The 13,728-nt window shown below is 56.3% G+C and carries 15 protein-coding genes; 10 read left to right on the plus strand and 5 right to left on the minus strand.

What is annotated here, in order from left to right:
• On the plus strand, positions 1–832 hold an 832-nt coding region (locus tag EJV47_RS27615; RefSeq protein ID WP_207896015.1), incomplete at its 5' end, for a hypothetical protein.
• Here EJV47_RS27615 and EJV47_RS27620 read toward each other — a convergent pair.
• The 3 genes from EJV47_RS27620 to EJV47_RS29190 are packed head-to-tail and all read right to left on the minus strand — an operon-like array spanning position 803 to position 4,297.
• Positions 803–2,008 (minus strand): DNA cytosine methyltransferase, encoded by a 1,206-nt coding sequence (locus EJV47_RS27620; protein ID WP_207896016.1) that lies wholly within the window; start codon positions 2,006–2,008, stop codon positions 803–805. The two genes, EJV47_RS27615 and EJV47_RS27620, sit on opposite strands and share 30 nt — an antisense overlap.
• Entirely contained in the window at positions 1,989–3,974 is a 1,986-nt protein-coding gene (locus tag EJV47_RS27625) for an Eco57I restriction-modification methylase domain-containing protein (RefSeq protein WP_126696454.1), read from the minus strand. The genes EJV47_RS27620 and EJV47_RS27625 overlap by 20 nt, the downstream gene beginning before the upstream one ends.
• 5 nt (positions 3,975–3,979) lie before the next feature.
• Complete coding sequence (locus EJV47_RS29190) at positions 3,980–4,297, minus strand: helix-turn-helix domain-containing protein (protein WP_126696455.1); 318 nt, start codon at positions 4,295–4,297, stop codon at positions 3,980–3,982.
• Positions 4,298–4,460: 163 nt separating this feature from the next.
• Between EJV47_RS29190 and EJV47_RS29195 the strand changes: the two genes are divergently transcribed.
• From EJV47_RS29195 to EJV47_RS27650, 4 genes are all read left to right on the plus strand, one after another.
• A complete protein-coding gene (locus EJV47_RS29195; protein WP_424322186.1) occupies positions 4,461–4,886 on the plus strand; it encodes a very short patch repair endonuclease in 426 nt (141 codons plus the stop codon).
• A 93-nt stretch (positions 4,887–4,979) separates the two neighbouring features.
• Positions 4,980–5,795: a hypothetical protein gene (locus tag EJV47_RS27640; RefSeq protein ID WP_126696457.1), complete on the plus strand. Its 816-nt coding sequence runs from the start codon at positions 4,980–4,982 to the stop codon at positions 5,793–5,795.
• Positions 5,796–5,913: 118 nt separating this feature from the next.
• Positions 5,914–6,246, plus strand: a complete 333-nt coding sequence (locus tag EJV47_RS27645) for a hypothetical protein (RefSeq protein ID WP_126696458.1) — start codon at positions 5,914–5,916, stop codon at positions 6,244–6,246.
• 128 nt (positions 6,247–6,374) lie between these two features.
• Entirely contained in the window at positions 6,375–6,875 is a 501-nt protein-coding gene (locus EJV47_RS27650; protein WP_207896017.1) for a DNA-binding protein, read from the plus strand.
• A 16-nt stretch (positions 6,876–6,891) separates the two neighbouring features.
• Here the strand turns inward: EJV47_RS27650 and EJV47_RS28520 are convergent, their stop codons facing one another.
• Positions 6,892–7,137: a hypothetical protein gene (locus EJV47_RS28520; protein WP_126696459.1), complete on the minus strand. Its 246-nt coding sequence runs from the start codon at positions 7,135–7,137 to the stop codon at positions 6,892–6,894.
• 204 nt (positions 7,138–7,341) lie between these two features.
• Complete coding sequence (locus tag EJV47_RS27660) at positions 7,342–8,316, minus strand: replication initiation protein (protein ID WP_126696460.1); 975 nt, start codon at positions 8,314–8,316, stop codon at positions 7,342–7,344.
• A gap of 512 nt (positions 8,317–8,828) precedes the next feature.
• Between EJV47_RS27660 and EJV47_RS27665 the strand changes: the two genes are divergently transcribed.
• The 5 genes from EJV47_RS27665 to EJV47_RS27685 all read left to right on the plus strand — a co-directional run.
• Complete coding sequence (locus EJV47_RS27665) at positions 8,829–10,640, plus strand: type IV secretory system conjugative DNA transfer family protein (protein WP_126696461.1); 1,812 nt, start codon at positions 8,829–8,831, stop codon at positions 10,638–10,640.
• A gap of 458 nt (positions 10,641–11,098) precedes the next feature.
• A complete protein-coding gene (locus EJV47_RS27670) occupies positions 11,099–11,668 on the plus strand; it encodes a BfmA/BtgA family mobilization protein (RefSeq protein WP_126696462.1) in 570 nt (189 codons plus the stop codon).
• Positions 11,668–12,570, plus strand: coding sequence for a DUF5712 family protein (locus EJV47_RS27675; RefSeq protein WP_207896018.1), 903 nt, complete (start codon positions 11,668–11,670; stop codon positions 12,568–12,570). The genes EJV47_RS27670 and EJV47_RS27675 overlap by 1 nt, the downstream gene beginning before the upstream one ends.
• Before the next feature lie 223 nt (positions 12,571–12,793).
• Positions 12,794–13,003 (plus strand): helix-turn-helix domain-containing protein, encoded by a 210-nt coding sequence (locus EJV47_RS27680; protein WP_126696463.1) that lies wholly within the window; start codon positions 12,794–12,796, stop codon positions 13,001–13,003.
• Between the two features lie 29 nt (positions 13,004–13,032).
• Positions 13,033–13,728, plus strand: a 696-nt coding sequence (locus EJV47_RS27685; RefSeq protein WP_207896019.1) for a hypothetical protein, incomplete at its 3' end; no start/stop codon positions are given.

Raw genomic sequence — 13,728 nt, forward strand, 5'->3', positions numbered from 1 at the left:
CGCTTGTTGTAGAGGTGAGCAGGACACCGGCAGGCACAAGGCTAACCTAGCTACCTACACACAGGACCGACGTGCCTATGAGCACTGGTCTGATGGGGACTTTAACCAGTCTAACAGGCTGATGGGAGAGTATCACAAGCACGCGGCTAGCTACCTCTGCCCTAACGGGTGCGGAAACACGGCGAAGATGACGGCTGACCACATTGGCCCCATCTCACTCGGCTTTGCGCACAGGCCTAAGTTTAACGCGCTCTGCAACAGCTGCAACAGCACTAAGAACAACAGAATGAGCCTGTCCGACGTGCAGCAGCTCATTCAAGACGAGCAAGCGGGTGAGCAGGTCGTTAGCTGGCACTCAAAGCCGATTTGGGACGCCCTGAAAGGCTTGGTAGAGTCCAACCAGGACGCGGTGAAGTTGAGCCGGCTAATGGCCACTAACATGCAGCAGGTTCTACCCATACTTGCCGAGGTGTACGAGCAGACAGGTAGTGAGTACCTAACCCGTTACCTGAGGCCCGAGTATGCCTTTCAAGACCATCGGTTCACTGGGTTTCATCCCTTGGAGCCCGAGAAACTGGTCACGATTACTAAGCCACTAGACAGCAAGAACAAGCAGAAGAATGCAGAGCGGTACGTGCGCATCTCCTTCGAGGAGCTAGAGCGGTTCACCTCTAAGACTAACCGCCGGGTTAAAAGCTCTACAAGTGACGAGGTGGAGCGCGAGGTTACTGAGGTAGTGGCAGCAGTAAAAGCCGGCCTCAACGAGAAGGCCGACTCTCACTTGCTCCGCGCATTGACGATACTAGCTGAACAGGCTAAGCACTCTTGGTGATTTGGCCCCGACCTTCGGACGAGCAAAGCAACGTGCGTAGAACTCTTGAAAGTCTATCTGCTGCGTCATTAGCTGCTCGTACGCAGACTGATTCTCAGGCGTGTACTCCGTTTCTATGGTTCCGCCACCCGAGATAAGGGGGGGGAGGCTTCCAATTGCCTCCCGCACGTTTATCGGGTCTGGTAGTGAGTCGCTGTCATAGGAGAAGAGAGGTTTAGGCTGACTTACAGGAATAGGGTTGAGTGAGCCAACTATCATGACGCGCTTACGCTTCTGCGGAACGCCGAACTCTTGAGCAGTCAGACGGAAGGGCTTATTCACGAAGTATCCTATCTCCTCAAACGCCTCCACAATCTCCCGGAGCGCTGCGCCTTTCCGCATCGAGAGGATACCAGGTACGTTCTCCATGACAAAGAACTCTGGCCGCACGTCACGGACAATCTCAAGAAAGTCCTTGAATAGCTGGTTTCTATCGTCGTTCGGGTCGCGCCAGCCGGCGGTAGAGAAGCCCTGACAGGGTGGGCCACCTACTACAACGCCTACTCTCTGCCCATTGGCTATGGCCTTGACTCGGCTCTTAACATCAGGCTCCGTTATGTCACCCAGGACAAAATTTGACCCGGTGTCATAAGGGGTGTGATTGTAACGATACGTTTCGAAGTAGTTCGACTCTATCTCGTTAGCTCCCAATAGCTGATACCCATCCATTAAAAACCCCTCTGACATCCCGCCAGCACCAGCGAAAAGGTCAATGTATGTATGGTTCTGTAAGTGAGGCCGCAAGGCGGCCGCTACAGCACGCGCAAGCAAGGTTGGGACAGCATTCCCAATCTGCTTATACTGAGAGGTCTTGCTGCCTTTGAAGACGTAGCCGTCCCGAAACGACTGTAGCCGAGCCGCCTCACGGGTTGAGATAATCCGGTTCTGTGCTGGGTGCAGGTTGCAGCCGTTACCGAGGCGATTAAAGTAGGTAGTGATGGTATAGCTGGGCTTCTCGAACTCGAGGCGCCCGTAGTACGTGGTTCGGCCGCCTGACTTTCGAATCTGGACCAACCGTTGCGAGGGAATGGTATCAGGAATATGCTGCCAGTTGCCACCAGCTGGGATGTGTTGAATCATCTGCCACTCCAGGTCGCTGAGCTTGGGGGCAATGTGGTTATACAGTTTGATGCTCATGCTTCTTGCGTTTCTTTTTCGGCGCTGCCACCGATACTATGTAGTTGGTTTCCTCCTCACTGAGCCCATACAAGGCGCAGATGACTCTGTCGTTAGCTTGCTCGTCATCGGTGAGCTGTGCGGTTTTCAAGACGTCCAAGTCGAGTATGGGCAACTCGTCAAGCTCGTAGTTGTTGATATGGTTGTTGCTGCTAGTCACCTTGAAGCGCCAGTTTAGTAGCGCACTGTTAAGGAGAGTCTGCAGGGCCACTAGGTCGTCCTGGTCACGAGTCGAGGTGAGGTAGTTGCAGGAGTTGCCGAGAATATCCTGAGGGCCGCAAAGCAGGAACCTAACCCGACGCTGAATATCCATGTTGGATACCTGCTGGCAGACCAGCCGCGGCTTGCCAAAGTCGTGAGCTCGGTAGTCAGCAGACTTCTTTAGTAGGAAGGCCTCAGCCTCAACAAACTCAGTATAGTTGCGGGATATGCCATCTTTCCCCAGCATACTACCGCGTATTAGGTTCCAGCCGGTATCCGTCGATGTGATGTAGGCCTTGAACAAGGTCAGGTCCAGCTCGCCCCTTCTGTTTCTTATGAACGGAACCTCCTTTAGGCGTTTGTGAGCCGCAAGCTTGGAGAGAATAGACCAGCCAGTTTCATCTATTAGCGGCACCTCTAAGTTCTTGTCAAACACACGCTTTATAGTGGCCAAGTCCACTGAGAAGCTACTGTTGGAGCCCGGTAAGCTAACCTGAAGGCGGTTAGTGGCTCCGCCCTTCTGGGCATAAAAGATGACAGTGGCTTGGGCCACACCCTCAAAAAGACGAGCCGACTCAGGGAAGTAGGTTATTCCCTCCACCTGGTGCCTTGTTAGCAGATGCTGGCGAAGCTTGGCCGCCGTTAGGTCAGCAAAGAGAGAGGATGGGCAGATTATGCCAAGACGCCCTCCTTGTCGGGTGAGCCTGAGAATCATCTCTATTGAGAGCTGATAGTAGTTTAGCATACCCTCAACAGAGTACTGGTAAAGCCCTGAGGTGCGAAAAAAGCTAATCTCGCCCTGAATACGTGCCTGCTGCCTCTGATAGTGCTGAGCTAAGTGCTCATGACCGCCCTTCTTGTTGGCTTTCAATAGGCAGTAGGGAGGATTTGAGAACACGACGTCAAACCCTCCTCTGGCCGATACCTCATCATAGTCACCAAACAGGTTGATTCCGTGCTTACTGTCCAGTAGCCCAGTGCCTGGCATAAGGGCATTTCTGACGACAATGTTCTTGAATATGTCCTCTGACAGGCTAATACCCTTGCTAGTGAGCTGCTCGACTAGCCGGTACTTGAGAACTAGAACCGCTGTTTCATCTAAATCTACCGCATACAGGCTGTGCGTTAGAATATGCTCAAGCGGTAACTGGTGCTCGATGTGAAGAATGTCTAGGGCTATGAAGTAGAACCTTCCAGTACCAGCAGCAAAGTCCAAGCACTTTATATCACCTGGCTCCACGCCGGCAGAAACCGCTCGCTCAATGGTGCGGCTGACAATCTCACGACAAATCTCAGGCAGGGTGTAAACGGCCCCAGTTTCCTTGATAAACAGCTTGGACTTCTTGCGTGTAGTAATGCCCTGGCGCATGTTGAACTCGGAGCCCAGGTACTCCATGTGGAGCTGCTCAAGCTCAGCTGCAGTGGCAGTCGGGGGCGATACTAAGGATGCCAAGCTAGGTGACTCACTGTCTTGACCACACACTAGCTCCACTGCCACCGAGAGCTGCTGACTACCTGACTTTGTTAGGGATGCCTGTGCAACTAGGCGCATAAAGGCATTATGCGCTGCATGCACCACATTATCAGGCCCAGGAGTGACTAGCAGAGCGTTTATCTCCTCCTCACTTAGCTGCTCAACATCGGGGTAAGCACTCAAGTAAAGTGCAACAACCTGGTTGATGTACTTATCCTCAAAAGCAATTAGCTGTTCGATATTGTTCTGCATATTATCTAGTTGACTGTAAGAGGATTATGGTGTTTCATTCTTTCCCCTACAGTTTGTAGGACCTGTTCATAAAACTGGTAGGCAGGCATGAGCTCACTCTCCACAATGTCGCTGTAATGGCAAACCAGCAGCTCCTCAAGTGAGATATCTAAAGTCGTTGCCACTACCTCCAGCATCTGGATACTAGGGCGCCGCTCACCGCGCTCTATCTTACTGAGCGTTGACTGGTCAATGTCCAAGGTGCCAGCCAGCTTGCGCAAGGGGATTCCTGCCCCCTCTCTAGCGCTCCTAATCGCTGTGCCAACTGTAGTTGTTGAGTCCATAAGCTAAAGCTGCATCTTTGGCCAAAGCATGTCTTGACAAATTTTGGCCAAAGGTGCAACTAATTTAATTAGAAACAAGGTTAGTAAATGCCCTCAGTCTAATAAAACGTACTCATCTCATTAGCTTATGCCTTCTGCTGCTGTACCTAAAACCGCATTTAGCATGGCTGCCATTCGTGGTAAGGATACTAAGCCAGAGATGATTGTCCGTAGACACCTTCATGCTTGTGGATTCCGTTACCGTGTCCATAAAAAAGACCTGCCAGGGACGCCAGACATAACTCTTGCCCGGTATCGGGTAGTCATTCAGGTTAATGGGTGCTTCTGGCACGGCCATGATAACTGCCCCCTTTTGCGCCTGCCGGCATCGCGCTCAGCGTACTGGGCAGGTCGTCTAGGGCGTAATGTCGCTAGGGACTGGCAGAACACTCGTGCCCTAGAGGCCCTAGCGTACACTGTGCTAACCGTGTGGGAGTGCGAGCTGAAGCCAGCTAAGCAAGGCGAAACCCTAAGGAGGCTGACTGAAGATATCAGGACAGCTAGTACACCCTCACTTGCTGAGCTGGAGTATCAAGCGAGCTTTATGTAGCCTCCGCCATTTTACCATGTTGCCCACTACAGATACATGCCTAAAAAGCCCTTTTTTGCTAGTTAGAAGGGGCTTTTTTGCGTATACTAGGGAATGACAGGCACCCGAAAAAGACAGCTCCAACGGCAGTTTTGCCGCCATACCCGCCCGCTGAAAACCTTCCGGGGCGACCCCACCCGGCCGGCCTACACCCTGTACAGCTGGTGGGAGTACCCGACCTACTTGGCGGCCCTGAACGAGTTGGACGAGCTGTTAGAGCAGTGGCCCCACAACCGGGCGCGCACGGTGGCGCTGCTGGGCGTGCAGCAGGCCTTTTACGAGAACGGGGCACCCCATTGGGCCGAGGAACTGATACACGCCGAGGACCGCGACAACGTGCACGCGTGGATGCTGCAGGAGCGCCAGTGGGCGCGGCGACGCGACCCGAAGCGCGCCGCCCGGTACGCCGAGCACCAGGCACTGGCCGAGGCCGCGCTAGTCGAGAGCCAGCGCCGCAAGCAAGGCCCGCCGACCGGGAAGGGGCCGCACCGCTCCCCGCAGGCTCCCCGGCAACCGAAGGCCCTGAGCTTCACCCCCGCGCAGCCCCGGCCCCATAACCGGCCCGCCACGCGCCCCCGCTACACGGCCGCGCAGCTGCGGCGCGACCCGCAGGCCTACCAGGCATCGGTGCAGGAGCTAGACGCGCTGCTGCAGCGTTGGCCCTACAAGCGGAACCGCATACTCTACCTGCTGACCGTGCACGAGGCGCTGGCCCAGCACGACGACCCAGCGGCCGACCCGCCGCGCCTCACCGGCCACGAGCAGGCCGAGCGCGAGGCCCGGAGCTGGTTGGAGTGTCGAAAACAGTACCCCCAAGAGAGGGCCCAAACCGGAAAAGTACCACGGCTAGGCGGTGGGGCCGTGGGGTAAAAACCCGCACGGATTCCGGGAAGTGTCCGACAACAGATGTTATGTTAAGTGACAAAAACCAGAACAAGAGGGAAAAAGCACCCTACCCCAACTACCCCCAAAATCCAGTTTACCTATCATGCCCAAAACAGAGCTAGCCGCCCAGGGAGCCCCCGGCCACGAACCGCGCACCGGGCACTTGCGCCCCGTCATTGAGTACCTACTGGCCCAGGGCAACCGGCCGGCCTACTCATGGCACGCGGACGGGTGGCGAACCGATTCCGGGGGCGAGTTGCACTACGCCTTTACCGACCCCATCGACGCGGCCCAGCTGCGCGAGCACTTTGCCTTCCCTGCCTCCATCTTGCTCGATGACGCCGGCACCATCCGGGACGAAGTGAACCGAGTTGATATCTACCACCAGCAGCCCGCCCGGCTCTTTTCATTTGAGGTGCCGGCGACTGACTCTTAAGCGCCCATAAAATGATAAATACTTGACTAGTCAGTAGTTAGTGTCTGACTAGTCAAGCAAGGGTTAAGGATGACTAGTCAGAAGCTACAGAGTGTTTACTTTGTAGCTTCTGACTAGTCATCCTTCCTATGGAAAACACAGCTACTTTTTTGACTATAAAGCAAGCAGCTCAGCAGGTTAACAAATCTGAGCAGACTATTCGGCGACTAGTCAAGCAACACGCCAAGACTAGTCATATTCAACTAGAGCAGACGCCTAAAGGCAGTACCTATCTGATTAGTCAGACATTCCTTGCGCAGCAATACCCAAGTCAAGTCGAACCGTTGCCGACAGTAGCAGCACAGGCACAGGTGCCAGAGGTTGCCGAGTTGCAACGGCAGCTCGCGGAGCGTGACCAGACCATTCAGCAGCTACAAAACAGGCTGCTAGAGCAGAATGACGTGCTGAATGCGCTGACTAATCAAATGAATAGTCAGCGTATCGGACGCATTGAGGAGCTTTTGATTAGCCAGAATGAGCAGCTAGGCGAGCTGCAAAAGCGACTGCCCGAGCCAGGGGAGCCCCCGGTAGTGCTAGCTGAGCCGGAGCCAGCTAAAAAAGGATTTTGGCAGCGGGTTTTTGGGAAGTAGGGGGGCATCGGGCCGTCTAAAACCGCTCGTCTAAGTGCACCTCCCCATTAATGAAGTAACAGGTGAGCTGACCACTTAAACGTAGTGAGTGGGCGAATTCAGCTCGCTCATGAGCATCTTGAGGTGACGTGGCCACCACCTCGAACTCTTCCTCTAAATAGGGCAATGGACGAAACTCGGCCGGAAGGTGAGGGCCATCTTCCGCCGTTATCCGAATCTGGTACACCTGATAACCCTCCGGTAGCTCGTCGGTGATGTACACTAGCGCAGCGCGGCATTTGCGACACCATGTCTGAATCTCTATCTCAGTCCCATGCCGCGCCAACACCCGCCCAGCCGCATGAGGTGTAATAGCCTGGTCGGTGGTGCAGTAGAGCGACAGGAAGGTTTTAGGGTAATGTCCGGTTCCAGTGGAGAGAGGGCCTTTAGGAGTCACGATTGAGAGTGTGTAGACTTATGGTAAGTGTTAACGTGCCTTGGCCACCTTGTCAAATAGCGGCCCGTTACCAGCCTTCTTGATACCCAGGATAGTAAGCAGCAGGCCAGAGAGGGAGTGTGACTTAGTATGCTTGCCGGTTTTCAGGTCGTGCGCGAACTTGTTGCAGGCGGCGACGTGCGCCGGGCTGGCCAGGATTTGCGACACCAGCTCGGGCGTGGTAATGCTTAGTTGCGCGAGTAGCCGGCCAGCGTTCTCGACCTGGTGCGCGGCCACCCCCGGCAGCGATTGAGCCGTGGCCCCCAAGTCAGGCAGCGTTGCCACCACGTCCACCGCTTGCGGCTCGACCATGAATACCACGTTTTTGAAGGCGCGGCCCTTCTTTTCCAGCGTGTAGCTAATGCTCAGGTCCGTGTGCTCATTGATTTGCTTGACCGCTACGTCCAGCACCTTCGCCTTGAACATGGCAACTTTGGTGTATTCCTCATTGCCCTTCGCATCCACTAGGCCAAGCATCTTCTTGAAGTCCAGTAGGTCGAATTTCTTGGTTTCGCCCACGTCCTTCCATTGGCTGCAAAGCGTGTAGATTCGTTTGGCGTGCTTGCTGGTGAGTCGCAGCGCCGAGAGTAGCTCGAAGCTGGTGAAGTTGTTTTTGAGGTCGAACAGGTAGGGCCGAATAGATTCGGACAGTTTCACCTCAATACGGCCCTCTCCGGTCATGTATTCGATGTGCTGGAACATCCACAATTGCTTGTAGCTCTTTTCCGTCAACACCTCAAACATGCGGGAGCCCATTGCTTCCGTCGCTTTACGCAGGTAGTTGTACGCGTATTTCTTGCCCGTAATCTCGCTGAGGTCCTTTACCACAATCTCATACACGCCGGAGGTATCGTCTTTGCGCAGCTTGGACAGCAGGTAGAAAAACAGGTCTAATTGCAATTCGCTGTATTCGTAACGAGCCGTTGTAATAGCGTTGTGGTGACGGACTTCCAGCGTCTGTTTCATAGTGTCAAGAGTTGCTGCTTACACGTTTATACACCAAAGGTAACCATTGTTAGCAACTGTTTCTTTTACTATTGACCTTTCACGAATCAAAAGTTTCCCTCAGACGAATCAAAGGTTTCCTTTTCACGAATCAAAAGTTCTCTTTCACGAATCAAAGGTTTCCTTTCGCGAATCAAAGGTTTCCTTTATGTGCTGTTACATTCTTTAAACCAATTAGTTACGCGCTCTACAAATAGAACAAATAGCTCAAATAGCACAAGTTGTGTTTCGCGCGAGGGAAAAAAGGCTTTTAGGGTATGGGAAGGGCGACGCGGCGCAGCCCAAACAAAAACAGCAAAGGCACAAGAAGCCAGTAATTTGCGCGCATTTAATAAAATATATATTATTGGTAATCAATGGCATAACGCGCTATTGTTGAGCTTATTTGTGCGGCCTTGTACCCCTATTTACCCCCGGTTTTTAGCCCCCTGTTGGGCTTAGACGTACCGTAGGCCGGAGCTATTCTTTCCCCTATGACGACGATTTTTTACTGGTTGGGCCACCTGGTCGAGGCCCTGGTTTATGCTGGTATCGTGCAGCTCGCGGCGCGGCTGCTGCACCGGGCACTGCCCCAGGTATCCCGAGGTTTGTACCGGGCGGTCGGCTTGCGCCAGGCCCCGGACGACTGGCTGGCGTCTTTTGTGCGTTTTGCGGGCCTGTTCCTGCTGGCCACCATCGTAGGCGGTTTTCTCGGGCTGGGCGGGCTGGTCACATGGGCCCTGTTGGGCTGGCTGGGGTATAGCGTTTTTCGCACCGTTTCCGGCCCTCAGCAGGCCGCAGCGCCCGGCAGCGAGGACAACCCCCTGCACTTCGTGCTGCGCACCACCAGCGGCCCGAACGTGCGCATCGGCAACCCCTACCGGGGCACCTTCATTGCCGGCGGCGCGGGCAGCGGCAAAAGCAAGTCCATCATTGAGCCCATCCTGCAGCAGGCGGGCGCGCTGGGGCTAACGGGGGTGGTCTATGACTTCAAGTTCCCCACGCTGGCCGAGGAAGTAGCGGGCAGCTACCAGGGGAGCCCCGTCACGCCCTACTTTGTCAACTTCACCGACCTCACGCGCAGCCACCGGGTAAACCCACTCGCCCCCGAGCTGCTGGCCACCGCCAGCTTTGCCCGCGAGGCCGCGGCCACCATCCTGACCAACCTCGACGCCAAGGCCGCGCAGCAGCGCAATTTCTGGATTCAGTCGGGCGAGGTGCTGCTGGCCGGGTGCATCTGGTACTTGCGCCGCAATCATCCCCAGCACTGCAGCTTGCCGGCCGCCGTGAGCCTGATACTGGAGAGTGACGCGCCGCAGCTGCTGGCCACCCTGCAGCAGGACGAGGAAGTGCGCGGCCTCATTGCCTCGATTGCCAGCGCCAGCAAATCGGAGAACACGATTGCCGGGGTATTCTCCACCATTCAGAACTACCTCGCCGTGCTCAACACCCCGGAGATTTTTTGGGTGATGAGCGGCGACCAGGTACCGCTCGACCTGAACCGCGCCGAAACGCCGGGCGTCCTGGTGGTGGGCAACGACCCGGCCCTGAGCAGCACATTCTCCCCGCTCATTTCCCTCATCGTGGCCACGGCCATCAAGCGGCTGAACCAGCAGAGCCGCTTGCCCAGCCTGGTGCTACTCGACGAAGCGCCCACCCTGTTCATTCCCAATTTCGCGCAGCTGCCGGCTACGGCCCGCAGCAACAAAGTGGCCACCGTGTACGCGGTGCAGGACGTGGCCCAGATGGAGGCCCTGACAAGTCGGCAGGAAGCGGAGATGATTCTAGCGAACTTGGGCAACCAGTTTTGGGGCCGCACCACCAACACCAGCACGGCCGAGCGGGTGAGCAAACTGTTCGGCAAAATCGACAAGACGTACTACGCCACCACGACGGGCCGCAGCAAGAGCAGCCCCCTGAACATCTTCAAGCCGAGCACCCACACGACGAGCACCAGCACGTCGGCCAGCATCCAGCAGCGCGATAAGTTGGAGGCCCAACAGGTGATGCGCTTCAACGTAGGCGAGTTCGCGGGCCTGGTCGTGGAGAGCAGCCGCCCGGAGTTCCGCGCTACCTTCCAGGCCGAGCCAAGCAAGGCCGCGAAGATTGCCCCGTTCCAAGAAGCCAGCGCCGCCGAGGTGGGCCGGAACTTCGCCGCCATCAAGGCCCAGGTGCGCGCCATCGTTGCCGGTCCCGGGCAGGAGGCCGAGGCGTTTGCAATTGCAAAACCGGAGGCCCCGGCCGCACCCCCAGCCGCTAGCCAAGCCGCCACCGACGAGGACCACGGGCCGCTGCATGGGCTTTAAGGTTGAGTTAGGTCGACGCTGAACAGGTAGCATCTTTGGGAGATTCGGGCAGCGGCTGTTTACTTACGGGCGACTTACAAAACCTATCCTTACCGACTAAAACCCAGCCAAGCACGAATCCGCCAGCAACGTCTAAAAGGTAAGTTCAGGATAGGCCGGAGGGTAAGGACAAGCAGGAGGTAGTACCAGGTGGGCCGCGTCCTTTCTTCCCTCTTGTTCACTGATAAAACCTCCTACTTAGGCAGGTGCAGCCTATGCCAACGGCGCGGGAGTACCCCTTACGTCGTCGTTCTGGAACAGAAGCGAGCAGGAACGCTATTCGCTGCGCTTCATAGCGTTCCGCTCTGCGTTATGTAGTTGATAATCAAACAAAAGTGAAAATTAAATGAACTCATGACGAGTACATACGTATGCAAAATGCTGACTATCAATGCTAATTTGAGTTCAAAAGCGAGTTCATGGACAAAACGATACGCGCCGACGAAGCGGCTTACCAGGGCTTCCGGCAACTAGCCAAGGAGTACGAGCTGAGCAACCCCGAGCTGCTGGCCGCGATGGTGCAGTACTTCCGGGTGACCAAGGCCGACCTCCGCCAGCCCACCGGCCCGGACCTGACCGGTAGCCTAGCCAAGCTCACGGCCAAGCTCGACCAATTGGACAAGCGCACCATTGGATTTATCCGGGAGCAGGAGAAAGCCTACCTCAAGCCCATTCTGACCGACGTGCAGGCCCTGCACCAGTGGGCCACCGGCCCGAATGACCTAACCGAAACCCAGCTGACAGACGTGGGGCAGTGGCTAACGGCGGTGGTTCGCAAGGGCTTCAAACCCGAGTACCGGCACCCGAACCTGCTGAGCAGCGCCGCCCCCAGCTACGCCGCCCTGGCGGAGCTGGCCCCGCTGCGCAAGGTGCTCACGACCGTACTCGGGCGCGAGCTGAACCCGGCCCAGTTCATCCCGCGAGCCCCCGCCTCGACGCCGGCACCCGCTACCCCACCGCCCCCTGCTTCCACCAACCCGCCCGCCTGATGGTTGCCAAAATCCCGAGTTCCGGCAAGGGCTTGTCGCAGCGCACCGGCAGCTGCGCGGGCCTGGTCGAGTACTTAGAGAAGGAGGTGCAAGGGCAGTGGTTCAGCCTCGACCGGGAGGACGTGCCCGCCGCCGAGGTGGTGGCCACGCTCGACCGCAACAAGCGCAACCTGAACCGCGACGCCGACAAGTACTACCAGGTGATACTAGCCCCGAGCCAAGCGGAGCTGCGCCATATTGGCAGCGACCCGGAGCAGCTGCGCGCCTACACCCGGGCGGCGATGGAGCAGTACGCGGCCAACTTTGGGAAGGGCATCGAGGGCCGCGACCTGGTGTACTTCGCCAAGGTGGAGCACGAGCGCACGACCGGCCCCCAGGACCGGGCGGTGCAGGTGGGCGACGTGAAGCGGGGCCAGGCGAAGGAGGGGGAGCAGACGCATGTTCACGTCCTGGTCAGCCGTACCGAGAACCTAGCCCGCTACACCGAGCGCAAGCAGGCCGGCGAGCTAGACCGGAAAAACCCCTACCACCTGAGCCCCCTGACCAACCACAAGGACACGAAGCGCGGGGTAGTGGTGGGCGGCTTCGAGCGCAAGCAGTACTCGGAGCGGGTAGAGCAGGCCTTTGACCAGGCGTTCGGCTACGAGCGCCCCCTGAGCGAAACGTTCCGTTACGCCCACACGATGCAGCACGGCACCCCGGAGGAATGCGCGGCGCTGCGTAGCCAGGCCCTGCGCGAGCAGCAGCAGCGCCAGGCACTGCAGGAAGCTAATGCTCAGCAGCAACCAAGGCAACCGCAGCAAACTGTAACGGAGCAGCATACTGTGCAACAGTCCCAACACCAGCAGCCCGAGCCGGTCCGGGTGCCTGAGCGCAGGCCGAGCCGTGGGATTAGTATGTGAGTCAACATATTGGCGCTTCCTAATGGAGCTGGGTAACCCCTAGCAGAATATAAAACCGAGTGCCTAAGGCCCAGCTAATAGCTGGGCTTTTTTTATGTCATTCCTCAGGTGTACAGGGTAATAGAGGTCAACTAGTTATACGCGGATTGCCAGTTGACATACATGCAGGCTATGTAGACAATCGTCCGTTGTACAATCGGCTACATGAGGGGACTTTTGTGAGATGAGCATCCAGGAGAAGCTGGGTATTCGGGTGATGTCACTTCGCAAGGAGAGAGGGTTATCCCAAGAGGCGCTTGCGCTTCAGGCAGGCCTTGACAGAACCTACATACCTGCAATAGAGAAAGGGACCAGGAATGTGTCCATATCTGTGGCAGAGAAGCTCGCCAACGCGCTAGGTATCTCTATATCGGAGCTTTTTGCAGAATTCTAGGCTAGCTGCCTACTATATAACCCCAACTTATGGCTAAGGCCCAGCGTGCGATGCACCCAGATTTTCTGGAGTACATGGATTACATCGTAGCACACCCTAACTATGCAGACCTGCCCGCGAAGCGCAACGCGAACGGTGATATCACATGGGTTGTTTCAGGCAACTCAGCTAATGGGCAGCTGCGTGACGATTGGTGGCTTGCCAAGGTGCAGCAGCTTGGTGTTCAGCAGAAGTCGGACGTTGCCCGAGCGGTGCACCCTACAGAACTGAATGGACTTAAGCCCTGTCAGATTTGTGGGCGTAAGATGTTTATCACCTACGTCTATCCTAACGCAAACACCCTCAAGGCAATCAAGAAGGCGTTTGATGTGGAGTACCCACTTTTTGGGGATACCATCCTTGAGGTAGCGGACGACCTATATGCTCAGTTTGGCGACGCAGTATTTCCGAAGCTGCGGCAAATCTTCGGCATCCCACAGTCCACTGAGAATGACGTTGATGCTTTCACTAGCTACATTACAGCAAATTGCCTGACCCGGCTTAGTCCTGGCGTTATGAGCAACGCGCCTGACCGCTTAGATGGGTTTCACACCTACAACGCTTGTTGTAGAGGTGAGCAGGACACCGGCAGGCACAAGGCTAACCTAGCTACCTACACACAGGACCGACGTGCCTATGAGCACTGGTCTGATGGGGACTTTAACCAGTCTAACAGGCTGATGGGA

Source organism: Hymenobacter gummosus (genome assembly GCF_003970915.1).
Classification (GTDB): domain Bacteria; phylum Bacteroidota; class Bacteroidia; order Cytophagales; family Hymenobacteraceae; genus Solirubrum; species Solirubrum gummosum.